The organism is Calidifontimicrobium sp. SYSU G02091, assembly GCF_022631395.1.
GTDB classification, from domain to species: Bacteria; Pseudomonadota; Gammaproteobacteria; order Burkholderiales; family Burkholderiaceae_C; genus Calidifontimicrobium; species Calidifontimicrobium sediminis.
The window spans coordinates 67,594-80,919 of record NZ_JALBGB010000003.1; the positions used below are offsets into that span (position 1 = coordinate 67,594).

Genomic DNA, 13,326 nt, shown 5'->3' on the forward strand with positions numbered 1-13,326 from the left:
GCAGTTGAGGCCGGTTCTGTGATTTGATCTTTCGCCATGTCTGCAGCTGTGACGGCCGTTTCGCATCCCGGGAAACCGGTCTACCCGGTGACCGATCGCACGCGTGAGGCGCTGGCGATCACGCGTCGCGGTTGCGAGGAACTGTTGCCCGAGGACGAGTGGCTGGCCAAGCTCGCCCGTGCCGAGGCCACCGGGCAGCCGCTGCGCATCAAGCTGGGCCTGGACCCGACGGCGCCCGACATCCACCTTGGCCACACCGTCGTGCTCAACAAGATGCGCCAGCTGCAGGACCTGGGGCACGAGGTGATCTTCCTGATCGGCGACTTCACGTCGACGATCGGCGACCCGTCGGGGCGCAACACGACGCGCCCGCCGCTGACGCGCGAACAGATCGAGGCCAACGCGCAGACCTACTACGCGCAGGCCAGTCTGGTGCTCGACCCGGCGAAGACCGAGATCCGCTACAACTCCGAGTGGAGCGACGCGCTCGGCGCGCGCGGCATGATCCAGCTCGCCGCCAAGTACACGCTCGCGCGCATGCTCGAGCGCGACGACTTCAGCAAGCGGTTCAAGAGCGGGGTGCCGATCAGCGTGCACGAGCTGCTGTACCCGCTGATGCAGGGCTACGACTCGGTGGCGCTGAGGAGCGACCTCGAGCTCGGCGGCACCGACCAGAAGTTCAACCTGCTCGTCGGCCGCACGCTGCAGCAGGAATACGGCCAGGAGCCGCAGTGCATCCTGACGATGCCGCTGCTCGAGGGGCTCGACGGCGTCGAGAAGATGTCCAAGAGCAAGGGCAACTACATCGGCATCACGGAGCCTGCAGCGACGATGTTCGCCAAGCTGCTGTCGATCAACGACACGCTGATGTGGCGTTACTACACGCTGCTGAGCTTTCGCAGCGAGGCCGAGATCGCCCGGCTCAAGGCCGAGGTCGACGCCGGGCGCAACCCGAAGGACGCCAAGGTGCTGCTCGCGCGCGAGATCACGGCGCGCTTCCACGGTGCCGCGGCGGCCGACGCCGCGCAGGCCGACTTCGAGCTGCGCGCGCGCGGCGGCATCCCCGACGAGATCCCCGAGGTGTCGCTGACCGGGGCGCCGCTGCCGATCGGGGCGCTGCTCAAGCAGGCCGGCCTGGCGCCGTCGACGAGCGAGGCGATGCGCCTGATCGACGGCGGCGGCGTGCGCATCGACGGCAGCGTCGTCAGCGACAAGGCCCTCAAGCTCGGCGTCGGCACCTTCGTCGTACAGGTCGGCAAGCGCAAGTTCGCGCGTGTCACGCTCGCCTGAGGGGGCCGCGGTGTCCGTCGCGGCCACCCGAGCGCCGTCGCCTGCGACCGCCACGCCCCGCGCGAGCGGCGTCGCGGCGCCGCCGGACGTGTCGATCGTCGTGCCGGTCTACAACGAAGTCGAGAACCTGCCCGACCTCGTCGCGCGCATCGGCGACGCGATGGCCGGCAGCGGCTTCACGTTCGAGCTGATCGCCGTCGACGACGGCTCGACCGACGGCAGCGCCGACCTGCTCGAGCGGCTGGTGCCGCAGTACCCGTGGCTGCGGCCCGTGATCCTGGCGCGCAACTACGGCCAGTCGAGCGCGCTGCAGGCCGGCTTCGACCGCGTGCGCGGGCGCTACGTCGTCACGCTCGACGCCGACCTGCAGAACGAGCCGTTCGACATCCCGCTGCTGCTGCAGCGCCTCGAGACCGACCCGGCGGTCGACATGGTCTCGGGCTGGCGGCGCGAGCGCCAGGACGCGGCGATCTCGCGCCGGCTGCCGAGCCTGATCGCCAACCGCCTGATCTCGCGCGCGACCGGCGTGCACCTGCACGACTACGGCTGTGCGCTGAAGGCCTACCGGCGCCCGATCATCGACCGCATCCGCCTGTACGGCGAGCTGCACCGCTTCATCCCGTCGCTGGCGCGCGACGCCGGCGCGCGCATCGCCGAGATGCCGGTGCGCCACCACCCGCGCACGCGCGGCCAGAGCAAGTACGGCATCGACCGCACGTTCCGCGTGATCCTCGACCTCGTGCTGATCGTCTTCTTCATGCGCTACCGCCAGCGCCCGCTGCACGCGTTCGGCGGGCTCGGCCTGTGGCTGGCGACGCCGGGCGTGCTGATCCTCGCGTACCTGCTCGCGCTGAAGATCGGCGGCGAGTCGATCGGCGGGCGCCCGCTGTTGATCGCCGCCGTGATGCTGATCCTCATCGGCGCGCAGCTCGTCGTCGCCGGCCTGACCGGCGAGATGTTGATGCGCGTCTACCACGAAGGGCAGGGACGGCCGCAGTACCACGTGCGTGCGCCGGCCGCAGGCGACGACGCGGCGCCGCCACGACCGGCGGGTGCGGAGGCCGGGGAGGCCGGTTGAGTCGGCGCGCGCGCGCCGCGGCGCGCATCACGGTGGCGGCGCTGCTGCTCGCAGCGCTGCTGTGGTGGACCGACCCGCGCGCGCTGTGGCAGCTGCTGCGCGGCGCCGACGCGGCCTGGCTCGCGCTCGGGCTGCTGTCGGCGGTGGCGGCCAACGTCGCGTCGGGCTTGCGCTGGTGGGCGCTGGCGCGCTGGCTGGGTGCGCGCGTCGGCGCGCGCTGGGCGCTCGCGATGTATTTCCGCGGCGTCGCGATCAACGCCGTGCTGCCCGGCGCCGTCGTCGGCGGCGACGTCTACCGTGCGCACGCGCTCGCGCGGCGCGGCCTGCCGATGCTCGAGGCGGGGCTGTCGGTGCTGTTCGACCGCGTCGGCGGGCTGTGGGTGCTGATCGTCGTCGGGGCGCTCGCCGCCGCGTTCGCACTGGCCGGCGAGGGCGCCGCGGCCGCGCTCGGCCGGCTCGGCGCCGGCGCCCTCGTCGCCATCGGGCCGTGGGCTTTTGCCGCGCTCGCCGTGCTTGCGTTGCTGGTGCCGCTGGCGGTGCTCGTCGCGTGGCGCCGCGGTGCCGCCCCGCCGGGCGGCGAGGTGGCCGCGGCGCGCTGGCACGAGCGGCTCGTGCTGCTGGCGCATCGCCGCGGGGCGGTGGCGCAGTACGGCTGGCAGGTGCTTGGCTCGGCGGCGGTGCAGGTGCTGTCGGTGGGCACGCTGGCGTGCGCGGGGGCCGCCGTCGGCGTCGCGCTGCCGTACTGGGCCTGGGCCGTCGCCGCGGTGCCCGTGTTCCTGTTCGCAGCGCTGCCGGTGAGCTTTGGCGGCTGGGGCACGCGCGAGGCGGCGGCGGTGGTCGCGCTGGCCGCTTTTGGCGTCGGCGCGTCGCAGGCCGTCGCCGTGGCGATGCTCTATGGCGTCGCGGCGCTGGTGCAGGCGGTCGTCGCGGTGGTCGCGCTGGCCGGCTCGACCGACCGGTGGCTTTGACGCGGCGCAGCGGGCCCGCGGCCGTGCACCGACAATCGCATCGTCATGCAGGTCAGCACCTATCTGAAGCTGTCGGTCGCCGTCGCGGTGGCGACGATCGCGCTCAAGGCCGGGGCGTGGTGGATCACCGACTCGGTCGGTCTGCTGTCCGATGCGCTCGAATCGCTCGTCAACCTGGCCGGCGCGAGCTTCGCGCTGCTGATGGTCACGCTCGCGGCGGCACCTCCCGACGAGGACCACCCGTACGGCCACCACAAGGCGGAATACTTCTCCAGTGGCTTCGAGGGGGTGCTGATCCTCGCCGCCGCGCTGGCGATCATCGTGACCGCCGTCGAGCGGTTGTGGGCGCCGCAGCCGCTCGAGCAGCTCGGCTGGGGGCTGGGTCTGTCGCTGCTCGCCTCGGCGTTCAATGGCGCGCTCGCGTGGGCGATGCTGCGCAAGGCGCGCGAGCACCGCTCGATGGCGCTCGAGGGCGACGCGCGTCACCTGATGACCGACGTGTGGACCTCGGTCGGCGTCGTCGTCGGCCTCGCCGCCGTCACGGTCACCGACTGGCTGTGGCTCGACCCGGTCATCGCGATCGCGGTGGCGGCCAACATCGCGCGCGAAGGGGTGTCGCTGATCCGCAGCTCGGCCGACGGGCTGATGGACCGCGCGCTCGAGCCCGAGGTGCGCGTGCAGATCGACCAGGTCCTCGCCGGCTTCGCGCACCCGACGATCCGCTTCGACCACGTCGTCACGCGCCGCGCCGGTCAGCGCCGCTTCGTCGACCTGCACATGCACATGCCCGCCGGCTGGTCGCTCGGCCGCGCGGCTGCACTGCGCACCTCGGTCGAGCAGGCGCTGATGAGTGCGGTGCCGGGGCTGCGCGCGACGATCCAGCTGCTGCCCAGCGACGTCGAGGCGCACTTCGACGACGCGCGCGACCTGCTCTGACGCGGCGATGCTGGCGCTCGTGCAGCGGGTCGGCGAGGCGCGCGTCGTCGTGGCCGGCGAGACCGTCGGCGCGATCGGGCCCGGCCTGCTCGTGTTCGTCTGCGCCGAGCCGAGCGACACCGACGCACAGGCGCGCAAGCTGGTCGACAAGCTGCTCAAGCTGCGCATCTTCAGCGACGACACCGGGCGCATGAACCGCAGCGTGCGCGACGTTGGCGGCGCGCTGCTGATCGTCAGCCAGTTCACGCTCGCGGCCGACACCTCGGGCGGCAACCGTCCGAGCTTCGCCGGCGCCGCGCCGCCCGAGCGCGGCCGCGCGCTGTACGAGCGCGTGCTCGAATTCGCGCGCGCAGCACACCCGTGCGTCGAGGCCGGGCGCTTCGGCGCATCGATGCAGGTGCACCTCGTCAACGACGGGCCGGTGACGGTCCCGCTGACGGTGCGCGGCTGACGGCTCAGGCGGTGGCCACGTCGGCGGGGCGGCGGCGGAACATGCCCCAGCCCTGCATCGTCAGCACGAGCTCGCCCGTCTGGTTGAGCGTCTCCCAGCGGCAGCGCACGAGGCCGACGTCGGGGCGGCTGTTCATCGGGCGGGCGTCGAGCACCTCCATGCGCACGTGCAGCGTGTCGCCGGGGTAGACCGGCTTGAGCCAGCGCAGCTCGTCGATGCCCGGCGAACCGAGGCTGGCCGAGTCGAGCAGGTAGGCGTCGCACATCATGCGCATCGTCAGCGCGCAGGTGTGCCACCCGCTGGCCGCCAGGCGGCCGAACAGCGACGCGGCGGCGGCTTCGTCGTCGAGGTGGAACGGCTGCGGGTCGAAGTCGCGCGCGAACGCGATCACCGCCTCGCGCGTGACGACGAAGCCGCCGAACTCGCGCACGCTGCCAACCGGGAAGTCCTCCCACCAGTAGCGGATCGGGCGTGGCGGCGTGGCGTTCAAGCGGGGCTCCTGCGGGGTCGGGGGCGGTGCGCGGCGAGCATAGCCGCAGTGCGCCGCTCGGGCGCGATCGCGGCGAGAATCGCGCCCGTCTTCCGCGACCCGGCGACCCCATGACGATCCTGATCCTCGGCCTCGTGCTGTTCCTCGGCACGCATTCGGTGCGCATCGTCGCCGAGGGCTGGCGCACCGCGACGATCGCACGCGTCGGCCCCGGCGTCTGGAAGGGCGTGTACTCGCTGGTCGCGCTGGCCGGTTTCGTGCTGATCGTCTGGGGCTACGGGCTGGCGCGGCAGTCGCCCGTCGTGCTGTGGACGCCACCGCTGGCGATGCGCCACGTCGCGAGCCTGCTGACGCTGATCGCGTTCGTGATGCTCTCGGCCGCCTACGTGCCGCGCAACGGCATCAAGGCGCGGCTGAAGCATCCGATGGTGCTGTCGGTCAAGGTGTGGGCCTTCGCGCACCTGCTGGCCAACGGCACGCTGGCCGACGTGCTGCTGTTCGGCGGCTTCCTCGTCTGGGCCGTGCTCGACTTTCGCGCGGCGCGCCAGCGCGACCGCGCCGCCGGCACCGTCTACCCCGCCGGCACGCTGGCCGGCACCGCGGCGACGGTGGCGGTGGGCGTCGCGGCGTGGGCGCTGTTCGCGTTCTGGCTGCACGCCGCGTGGATCGGCGTGGCGCCGTTCGGGCGCTGAGCCTGCGCGCGCCGGCGGCCGGGCGCGGTGCTCAGCCGTCGGCGTACTTGATCGTGCAGCCGTAGGGCTGCGTCGTCGGCGTCGACACCGGCTGGCCGGCGACGACTTCGGCGAGCGCCTGCCGGACGTGGTTCGTCGCCCTGGCGATGTCGCTCGCGCGCGCACTCGGGATGCTGTCGATCGCGCCGGCGTAGACGAGCGTGCCGTGCGCGTCGATGACGTACATGTGCGGCGTCACGCGCGCGCCGTAGGCGCGGCCGATGCGCCCGTCGGTGTCCATCAGCGTCGCCGTCGTGGCCGCGCCCTGCTGCTGCATCCATTGCGCCATCGCGGCGGGCGAGAGGTGGTCGCGCGACGTCGTGGCCGTCGAGTTGATCGCGAGCCACACCGCGCCCTTGGCCAGCGCCTCCTTCTGTGTGGCCTGCATGTTCGCGCTGTCGTAGTGCTTGCGCACGAACGGGCAGCCGGGGTTGATCCACTCGAGCACCACCGGTGTGCCCTTGAAGTCGGCCAGCGAGACCGTCCTGCCGTGCACGTCCTGCGCCGTGAAGGCCGGCGCCGGCTGGCCGACGGTGGCCGCCACGGCGGCGGTGGCGCCCAGCACGACCGTCGCGGCAGCGGCTCGGAGGGTTCTCGCGATCATCGACGTCTCCTTGACAGCAGGCGGGAGCGGCGGCGCGAACCGGTCGGCTACGGGCCCGCGACTTTGGTCGCGGCGATCGCCGAGCGCACCTCCTGCACCGACAGCAGCTCGCTGAGCAGCTGCGGCGCCGCGCCGCCCGGCCGGTAGATCGCATAGACCGGCACGCCGTTGCGGCCGAGCCGCGCGAGTTCGGCGGTGATCGCCGCGTCGCGTCGCGTCCAGTCGGCGCGCATCAGCGCGATGCGGTGGAGCTCGAAGTCGGCGAGCACGACGGGGTCGCCGAGCACGGTGCGCTTGTTGAACTGGCAGGTCACGCACCACGCCGCCGTGAAGTCGACGAACACGGCGCGGCCCTGCGCGTTGAGCTCGGCCACGCGCTCGGCGCTCCACGGCTGCCAGCGTTCTTCGCTCGGTGCCGCGGCAGCCGCGGGCGGTGTCTCGCGCAGCGCCGGCAGCGCCCATGCGAGCGTCAGCGCGAGCACCGCGACGGCCACCGCGCCGAAGCCGGCGCGCGCACCGCGACCCATCCCCGGCGTGCCGAGCGCCCATGCGACGAACGCCGCCGCCACCAGCAGGCCGAGCACGCCGGCCGCGCCGTCGATGCCGACCTGCTGGCCCAGCACCCACAGCAGCCACACGACGGTGGCGAACATCGGGAACGCCATCAGCGCCTTGAAGCGAGCCATCCACGGACCCGGCCGCGGCAGTGCGTGCGCCAGCGCCGGCCATGCGCTGGCCGCGAGGTAGGGCAGCGCCATGCCCAGGCCGAGCGCGGCGAAGATCGCGAGCGCCTGCGGCGCCGGCAGCGTCGCCGCGACGCCGAGCGACGCGCCCATGAACGGCGCCGTGCACGGCGACGCGACCGCCACCGCGAGCACACCGGTCAGCGCCGAGTCGGCGATCGGGTGGCGCGCACGCAGCGCCGCCAGGTTGCCCGGCAGCACCGAGCCGAACTCGAACACGCCGGCCAGGTTCAGCCCGATCAGCGTGAACAGCAGCGCCAGCGCGGTGACGAAGGCCGGCGACTGCAGCTGGAAGCCCCAGCCGAGCTGCTCGCCGCCGGCGCGCAGCACGAGCAGCAACGCGGCGAGCGCGACGAACGAGACGACGACGCCGGCGGTGTAGGCCAGTCCGCCGGTCAGCAGCGCGCGGCGCTCGTGCGCGTGCGCGGCGAAGCCCATGACCTTCAGCGACAGCACCGGGAACACGCACGGCATCAGGTTGAGCAGCGAGCCGCCGACGATGGCCAGCAGCAGCGCGAGCACGAAACCGGGCGCTGCCTTTGATGCGGGGGGCGCTGCGGGCGCGGCCTGCGGCGCCGGCGTGGGCGCGGCGGCCAGCGGCACACTGCCCGGCGGCGGCCATGGGCCGGCGACCTCGAACGCGATCTGCACGCCTGCGCCGCCACCCGGCGCCGCGAGCACGGCGACCATGCGCTGCGGCGACTCGCTGCGCTGCGCCGACAGCGGGATGCGCATTTCCCACGTGCCGTCGATCCAGCGCTGCGCGGTGCGCGCGGCGTTGTCGATCACGCCCGGCAGTTCGGGAAAGAAGTCGAGATCGCGGCCGCGCAGCGCCTCGGGCAGCGCCGCGGCGGTGACGACGAGCGCGCCGCCTTCGACGCGCGCGCGTGCCTGCGCCTCGACCGGCTGCGGGCGTTGCGCCAGCGCCGCCTCGAACCGCGCCGCGTGCGTCGACGTCGCGGCCTGCGCCGGGATCTCGAGCGCGAAGTCCCCGCCCTCGGGGATGCACACGTCCTTGCACACCAGCCAGTCGGCGCGCAGCCGCACCGGCAACGTCGCGCCGCTGAAACCGTCGGGCACCTTCACGCGCACCGGCAGCAGCAGGCGGCCTTCGTGGCCGAAGTTCATCAGCGGGCCCACCGGCAGCTTCTGGGGCGTCGGCCACTCGATGTCGCCGGCGACGAAGCCCGGCGGCAGCGTCCACTCAAGTGTCGTCGGCAGCCCCGAGTCGCCCGGGTTCTTCCAGTAGGTGTGCCAGTGCGGCGCGTGGTCGATCGCGAGGCCGAGCCACAGCGGCTTGCCCGGCGCGACGCCTTCGGGGGCGTGCGCGAGCAGTTCGGCGCGCACCTGTTCCGTCACGACGACGGCGGGCTGCGTCGTCAGCGCGATGGCCAGCGCCGGCGCGACCGCGGCGAGGGCGGCGAGCAGCAGGCGGCGCAAGAGAATCATGCGGCTTCGAAGGCGCGAGGCGCCGCGGGTTCCGGCGATGCGCGGGATTATCGGCAGCGGCTGCGGCCGGGGTACGCGGCGACGGCACAAAGCCGCTGCGCGCGACAGCGCCGACGCACGCACCGCGGAAGGCGGCGGGTTTGCTCCTATAATCGATTGGCTTTGCTGCCTGAGAACGGGCGCAAGGGTGGATTCGACAGAGGCTCCGATGTCCGAGCGGCCATCAGGCAAACGGCCCGATCGGCGAGACGTCTGGGTCGACGACGAGAGCGAAGCGGCGGATGTCGGCTTCGCGCCCTTGACGCGGGAGCAGGCCGCGGCATTGAGGGAGAAAAACCCGCCGGTATCGCCGTGGCGGGTGGTCGCGGTGCAGATCGTGATCGGGCTGGCGGTGGCGGCGCTTGGCGTGGCCATCACCGGTGAAGCGGCGATCGGCTGGTCCGCGCTGTACGGCGCGGCGGTCGTGGTGGTGCCGGGGGCCTTGATGGCGCGCGGCATGACCAGCCAGCTTTCCAGCATGTCGCCGGGCGGCGGTGCCGTCAGCTTCATGTTGTGGGAGTTCGTGAAAATCGGGGTCTCGGTGGCCATGCTGATGCTGGCTTCTCGGATCGTGCAGCCACTGAGCTGGCCGGCGTTGCTGGTGGGCCTGGTGGTGTGCCTCAAGGTGTACTGGGTGGCGCTGCTGTGGCGCCGCCGCTGACGACGACGCGACGCAACGGGCTTAGACGATGGCTGCCAGCGCAAACGCGCCCACTCCGGGCGAATACGTTCAGCACCACCTGGTGCACCTGCAGAACAAGTACCCGCCGCAGTCGACGCCGGTCGACTTCTCGTACCTCAACCTCGACTCGCTGTTCTTCTCGGTCACGCTGGGCGTGCTCGTGTGCCTGGTGCTGTGGCTGGCCGCGCGCAAGGTGACCTCGGGTGTGCCGGGGCGCTTCCAGGCTGCCGTCGAGTTCCTCGTCGAGATGGTCGACACGCAGGCCAAGGGCATCGTGCACAACGCCACCAGCCGCAAGTTCGTCGGCCCGCTGGCGCTGACGGTGTTCCTGTGGGTCTTCATGATGAACTTCATGGACCTGCTCCCCGTCGACCTGATCCCGCAGATCTGGCACGTCGCCGGGCCGGCGCTCGGCATGAAGGACTACATGCGCGTCGTGCCCACGGCCGACCTGTCGATCACGATGGGCCTGTCGGTCACCGTGCTGCTGATCTGCCTGTACTACAACATCAAGATCAAGGGGCTGGGCGGCTGGGTGCACGAGCTGTTCACGGCGCCGTTCGGCAACCATTTCCTGCTGTGGCCGGTCAACTTCGCGATGCAGATCATCGAGTTCGTCGCGAAGACCGTCTCGCACGGGATGCGTCTGTTCGGCAACCTCTACGCCGGCGAGCTCATCTTCATCCTCATCGCGCTGATGGGTGGCGCCTGGTCGCTGTCGGGCACCGGCATCGGGCTGATGATCGGCCACATCATCGCGGGCAGCGTGTGGGCGATCTTCCACATCCTGATCATCACGCTGCAGGCGTTCGTGTTCATGATGCTGACGCTGGTCTACGTCGGCCAGGCTCACGACGCGCACTGAGTCGTTTCGCTTTCCGTTTCCCCTCCAACCCGAAACCTACTGACTGGGAGTCATCATGGAAGTCATCAGCTTCGTCGCCATCGCCGCCGGCCTGATCATCGGTCTGGGCGCCGTCGGTGCCTGCATCGGCATCGGCATCATGGGCAGCAAGTACCTCGAATCGGCCGCGCGCCAGCCCGAGCTGATGGGCGAACTGCAGACCAAGATGTTCCTGCTCGCCGGCCTGATCGACGCGGCGTTCATCATCGGTACCGGTATCGCGCTGTGGTTCGCCACCGCCAACCCGTTCCTCGGCCAGATCGCCAACCTGCCGAAGTAATTGCCCGACCGCGATCCGGCGCGCCGTGCGTGCCGCGCCGCCACCGTCATCACCGATTGAGGCCCTGAAGTGAGCATCAACGCTACCCTCATCGCCCAGATGATCGTGTTCCTGATCCTGGTCTGGTTCACGATGAAGTTCGTCTGGCCGCCGATCGTCAAGGCGCTCGACGAGCGGGCGCAGAAAGTCGCCGAAGGCCTGTCCGCCGCCGACAAGGCGAAGTCCGAACTCGCGCTCGCGAACAAGCGTGTCGAGGAGCAGCTCGCCGCCGCGCGCGACGATGCCGCCAAGCGCCTGGCCGACGCCGAGCGCCTGGCGCAGTCGATGATCGAGGAAGCCAAGAGCCGCGCGTCCGCCGAAGCGGCCAAGATCATCGCTGCCGCGAAGGCCGAGGCCGAGCAGGAGGCCGTCAAGGCCCGCGAGGCGCTGCGCGAGGACGTCGCGACGCTTGCCGTCAAGGGCGCCGAGCAGATCCTCAAGCGCGAGATCAACGCCAGCGTGCACGCCGACTTGCTGGGCCGGCTGAAGGCCGAGCTGTGAGCCATGGCTGAGCTCGCTACCATCGCCCGCCCGTACGCCGAGGCGCTGTTCAAGGCGGTGCCGCCGGCCGATGCCGCCGCGGTGGCCGACCAGGTCGCAGCGATCGCCGCCGTGGCTGCGCACCCGCGCCTGCGCGAGTTCGCCGACGACCCGAAGGTGCGTCCCGAGCAGGTGTTCGACGTCATCGTCTCGCTGGTCAAGGAGCCGTGGCTCGGCGACGCCGCGAAGAACCTGCTGCGCACCGTGATCGACAACGGGCGCCTGGCCGCGATGGGCGAGATCGCCACGCAGTTCCGCGCGCTCGTCAACGCGCGCAGCGGCGTGTCGGACGCGCTGATCTACAGCGCCTACCCGATCGAGCCGGCGCTGCTCGCCGACGTCGTCGCGACGCTCGAGAAGCGCTTCGCGCGCAAGCTCAACCCGAAGGTCGAGCTCGACCCGTCGCTGATCGGCGGCATCCGCGTCGTCGTCGGCGACGAGGTGCTCGACACCTCGGTGAAGGCCCGTCTGGAACAAATGAAGGTGGCTCTGACGGCCTGAGGCATCGCCTCCGGCGTCGGTCCCCCAGGGAGCACCCCCATGCAACTGAATCCCGCAGAGATCTCGGAACTGATCAAGAGCCGCATCGAGGGCCTCGGCGCCACGACGGACATCCGCAACCAGGGCACCGTGGTGTCGGTGACCGACGGCATCTGCCGCATCCACGGCCTGTCGGAGGCGATGCAGGGCGAGATGCTCGAGTTCCCCCCGACCAAGGACGGCACGCCGACCTTCGGCCTGGCGCTGAACCTCGAGCGTGACTCGGTCGGCGCGGTGATCCTGGGCGAGTACGAGCACATCTCCGAGGGCGACACCGTCAAGTGCACGGGCCGCATCCTCGAGGTGCCGGTCGGCCCCGAGCTGATCGGCCGCGTCGTCAACGCGCTCGGCCAGCCGATCGACGGCAAGGGCCCGATCAACGCGAAGATGACCGACGTCATCGAGAAGGTCGCGCCGGGCGTCATCGCGCGGCAGAGCGTGTCGCAGCCGGTGCAGACCGGCCTGAAGTCGATCGACTCGATGGTGCCGATCGGCCGTGGCCAGCGCGAACTGATCATCGGCGACCGCCAGACCGGCAAGACCGCGGTGGCGATCGACACGATCATCAACCAGAAGGGCCAGGACATGGTCTGCATCTACGTCGCGATCGGGCAGAAGGCCAGCTCGATCAAGAACGTGGTGCGCGCGCTCGAGCAGCACGGCGCGATGGACTACACGATCGTCGTCGCCGCGTCGGCCTCCGAATCGGCCGCGATGCAGTACGTCTCGGCGTACTCGGGCTGCACGATGGGCGAGTACTTCCGTGACCGCGGCCAGGATGCGCTGATCATCTACGACGACCTGTCCAAGCAGGCCGTCGCCTACCGCCAGGTCTCGCTGCTGCTGCGCCGCCCGCCGGGCCGCGAGGCGTTCCCCGGCGACGTCTTCTACCTGCACTCGCGCCTGCTCGAGCGCGCCGCGCGCGTCAACGCCGACTACGTCGAGAAGTTCACCAACGGCGCGGTCAAGGGCAAGACCGGCTCGCTGACCGCGCTGCCGGTCATCGAGACGCAGGCCGGCGACGTCTCGGCGTTCGTGCCGACCAACGTGATCTCGATCACCGACGGCCAGATCTTCCTCGAGACCAACCTGTTCAACGCCGGCATCCGCCCTGCGATCAACGCCGGCATCTCGGTGTCGCGCGTCGGTGGTGCCGCGCAGACCAAGCTGATCAAGAGCCTGTCGGGCGGCATCCGTACCGACCTCGCGCAGTACCGTGAGCTCGCCGCGTTCGCGCAGTTCGCCTCGGACCTCGACGCGGCGACGAAGAAGCAGCTCGACCGTGGTGCGCGCGTGACCGAGCTGCTCAAGCAGCCGCAGTACTCGCCGCTGCCGATCTCGCTGATGGCCGCGTCGCTGTTCGCGGTCAACAAGGGCTTCCTCGACGACGTCGACGTCAAGAAGGTGCTCGCGTTCGAGAGTGGCCTGCACCAGCACCTGAAGTCCAGCCACGCCGCGTTGCTGCAGAAGCTCGAGACCGAGAAGGCGATGGACAAGGCCGCCGAGGAAGAGCTGACCGCCGCGATCGTCGCGTTCAAGAAGTCGTTTGCCTGAGCCCGCCC

The 13,326-nt window shown here is 71.2% G+C and carries 15 protein-coding genes; 12 read left to right on the forward strand and 3 right to left on the reverse strand.

Going from position 1 to position 13,326, the window contains the following annotated elements:
• Positions 1-36: 36 nt before the first annotated feature.
• The 5 genes from tyrS (at position 37) to dtd (ending at position 4,723) form a co-directional block, all read left to right on the forward strand.
• Positions 37-1,290 carry a tyrosine--tRNA ligase gene (gene tyrS / locus MOJ79_RS03005; RefSeq protein ID WP_241922814.1) on the forward strand — a complete coding sequence of 418 codons (1,254 nt, stop codon included), beginning with the start codon at positions 37-39 and terminating at the stop codon, positions 1,288-1,290.
• Positions 1,291-1,378: 88 nt separating this feature from the next.
• On the forward strand, positions 1,379-2,368 hold the full coding sequence (locus MOJ79_RS03010) for a glycosyltransferase family 2 protein (protein ID WP_241922815.1): 990 nt from the start codon (positions 1,379-1,381) through the stop codon (positions 2,366-2,368).
• Positions 2,365-3,336, forward strand: coding sequence for a lysylphosphatidylglycerol synthase transmembrane domain-containing protein (locus MOJ79_RS03015; RefSeq protein WP_241922816.1), 972 nt, complete (start codon positions 2,365-2,367; stop codon positions 3,334-3,336). Before MOJ79_RS03010 ends, MOJ79_RS03015 begins: the two co-directional genes overlap by 4 nt.
• A 45-nt stretch (positions 3,337-3,381) precedes the next feature.
• On the forward strand, positions 3,382-4,272 hold the full coding sequence (locus MOJ79_RS03020; RefSeq protein ID WP_241922817.1) for a cation diffusion facilitator family transporter: 891 nt from the start codon (positions 3,382-3,384) through the stop codon (positions 4,270-4,272).
• A gap of 7 nt (positions 4,273-4,279) precedes the next feature.
• On the forward strand, positions 4,280-4,723 hold the full coding sequence (dtd, locus tag MOJ79_RS03025) for a D-aminoacyl-tRNA deacylase (RefSeq protein ID WP_241922818.1): 444 nt from the start codon (positions 4,280-4,282) through the stop codon (positions 4,721-4,723).
• Positions 4,724-4,727: 4 nt separating this feature from the next.
• On the opposite strand, the gene MOJ79_RS03030 is transcribed toward dtd, so the two are convergent.
• Positions 4,728-5,213 (reverse strand): MaoC family dehydratase, encoded by a 486-nt coding sequence (locus MOJ79_RS03030; protein WP_241922819.1) that lies wholly within the window; start codon positions 5,211-5,213, stop codon positions 4,728-4,730.
• A 110-nt stretch (positions 5,214-5,323) separates the two neighbouring features.
• Here MOJ79_RS03030 and MOJ79_RS03035 point away from each other — a divergent pair, with 110 nt between their 5' ends.
• On the forward strand, positions 5,324-5,905 hold the full coding sequence (locus tag MOJ79_RS03035; protein ID WP_241922820.1) for an NnrU family protein: 582 nt from the start codon (positions 5,324-5,326) through the stop codon (positions 5,903-5,905).
• A gap of 31 nt (positions 5,906-5,936) precedes the next feature.
• On the opposite strand, the gene MOJ79_RS03040 is transcribed toward MOJ79_RS03035, so the two are convergent.
• Positions 5,937-6,548, reverse strand: a complete 612-nt coding sequence (locus MOJ79_RS03040) for a thioredoxin family protein (protein WP_241922821.1) — start codon at positions 6,546-6,548, stop codon at positions 5,937-5,939.
• A 47-nt stretch (positions 6,549-6,595) separates the two neighbouring features.
• Positions 6,596-8,740, reverse strand: a complete 2,145-nt coding sequence (locus MOJ79_RS03045; RefSeq protein WP_241922822.1) for a protein-disulfide reductase DsbD family protein — start codon at positions 8,738-8,740, stop codon at positions 6,596-6,598.
• Positions 8,741-8,948: 208 nt separating this feature from the next.
• On the opposite strand from MOJ79_RS03045, the gene MOJ79_RS03050 reads away from it, so the two are divergent.
• From MOJ79_RS03050 to atpA, 6 genes are all read left to right on the forward strand, one after another.
• Positions 8,949-9,440, forward strand: coding sequence for an ATP synthase subunit I (locus MOJ79_RS03050; RefSeq protein ID WP_241922823.1), 492 nt, complete (start codon positions 8,949-8,951; stop codon positions 9,438-9,440).
• A 28-nt stretch (positions 9,441-9,468) separates the two neighbouring features.
• Positions 9,469-10,326 carry a F0F1 ATP synthase subunit A gene (gene atpB / locus MOJ79_RS03055; protein ID WP_241922824.1) on the forward strand — a complete coding sequence of 286 codons (858 nt, stop codon included), beginning with the start codon at positions 9,469-9,471 and terminating at the stop codon, positions 10,324-10,326.
• A 55-nt stretch (positions 10,327-10,381) separates the two neighbouring features.
• Positions 10,382-10,645 (forward strand): F0F1 ATP synthase subunit C, encoded by a 264-nt coding sequence (gene atpE / locus MOJ79_RS03060; RefSeq protein WP_119290902.1) that lies wholly within the window; start codon positions 10,382-10,384, stop codon positions 10,643-10,645.
• 69 nt (positions 10,646-10,714) lie between these two features.
• Positions 10,715-11,185: a F0F1 ATP synthase subunit B gene (locus MOJ79_RS03065; RefSeq protein WP_119354829.1), complete on the forward strand. Its 471-nt coding sequence runs from the start codon at positions 10,715-10,717 to the stop codon at positions 11,183-11,185.
• A 3-nt stretch (positions 11,186-11,188) separates the two neighbouring features.
• Positions 11,189-11,725 carry a F0F1 ATP synthase subunit delta gene (locus MOJ79_RS03070; RefSeq protein WP_119290906.1) on the forward strand — a complete coding sequence of 179 codons (537 nt, stop codon included), beginning with the start codon at positions 11,189-11,191 and terminating at the stop codon, positions 11,723-11,725.
• Positions 11,726-11,764: 39 nt separating this feature from the next.
• Entirely contained in the window at positions 11,765-13,318 is a 1,554-nt protein-coding gene (atpA, locus tag MOJ79_RS03075) for a F0F1 ATP synthase subunit alpha (RefSeq protein ID WP_241922825.1), read from the forward strand.
• The last annotated feature ends 8 nt before the right edge of the window (positions 13,319-13,326 follow it).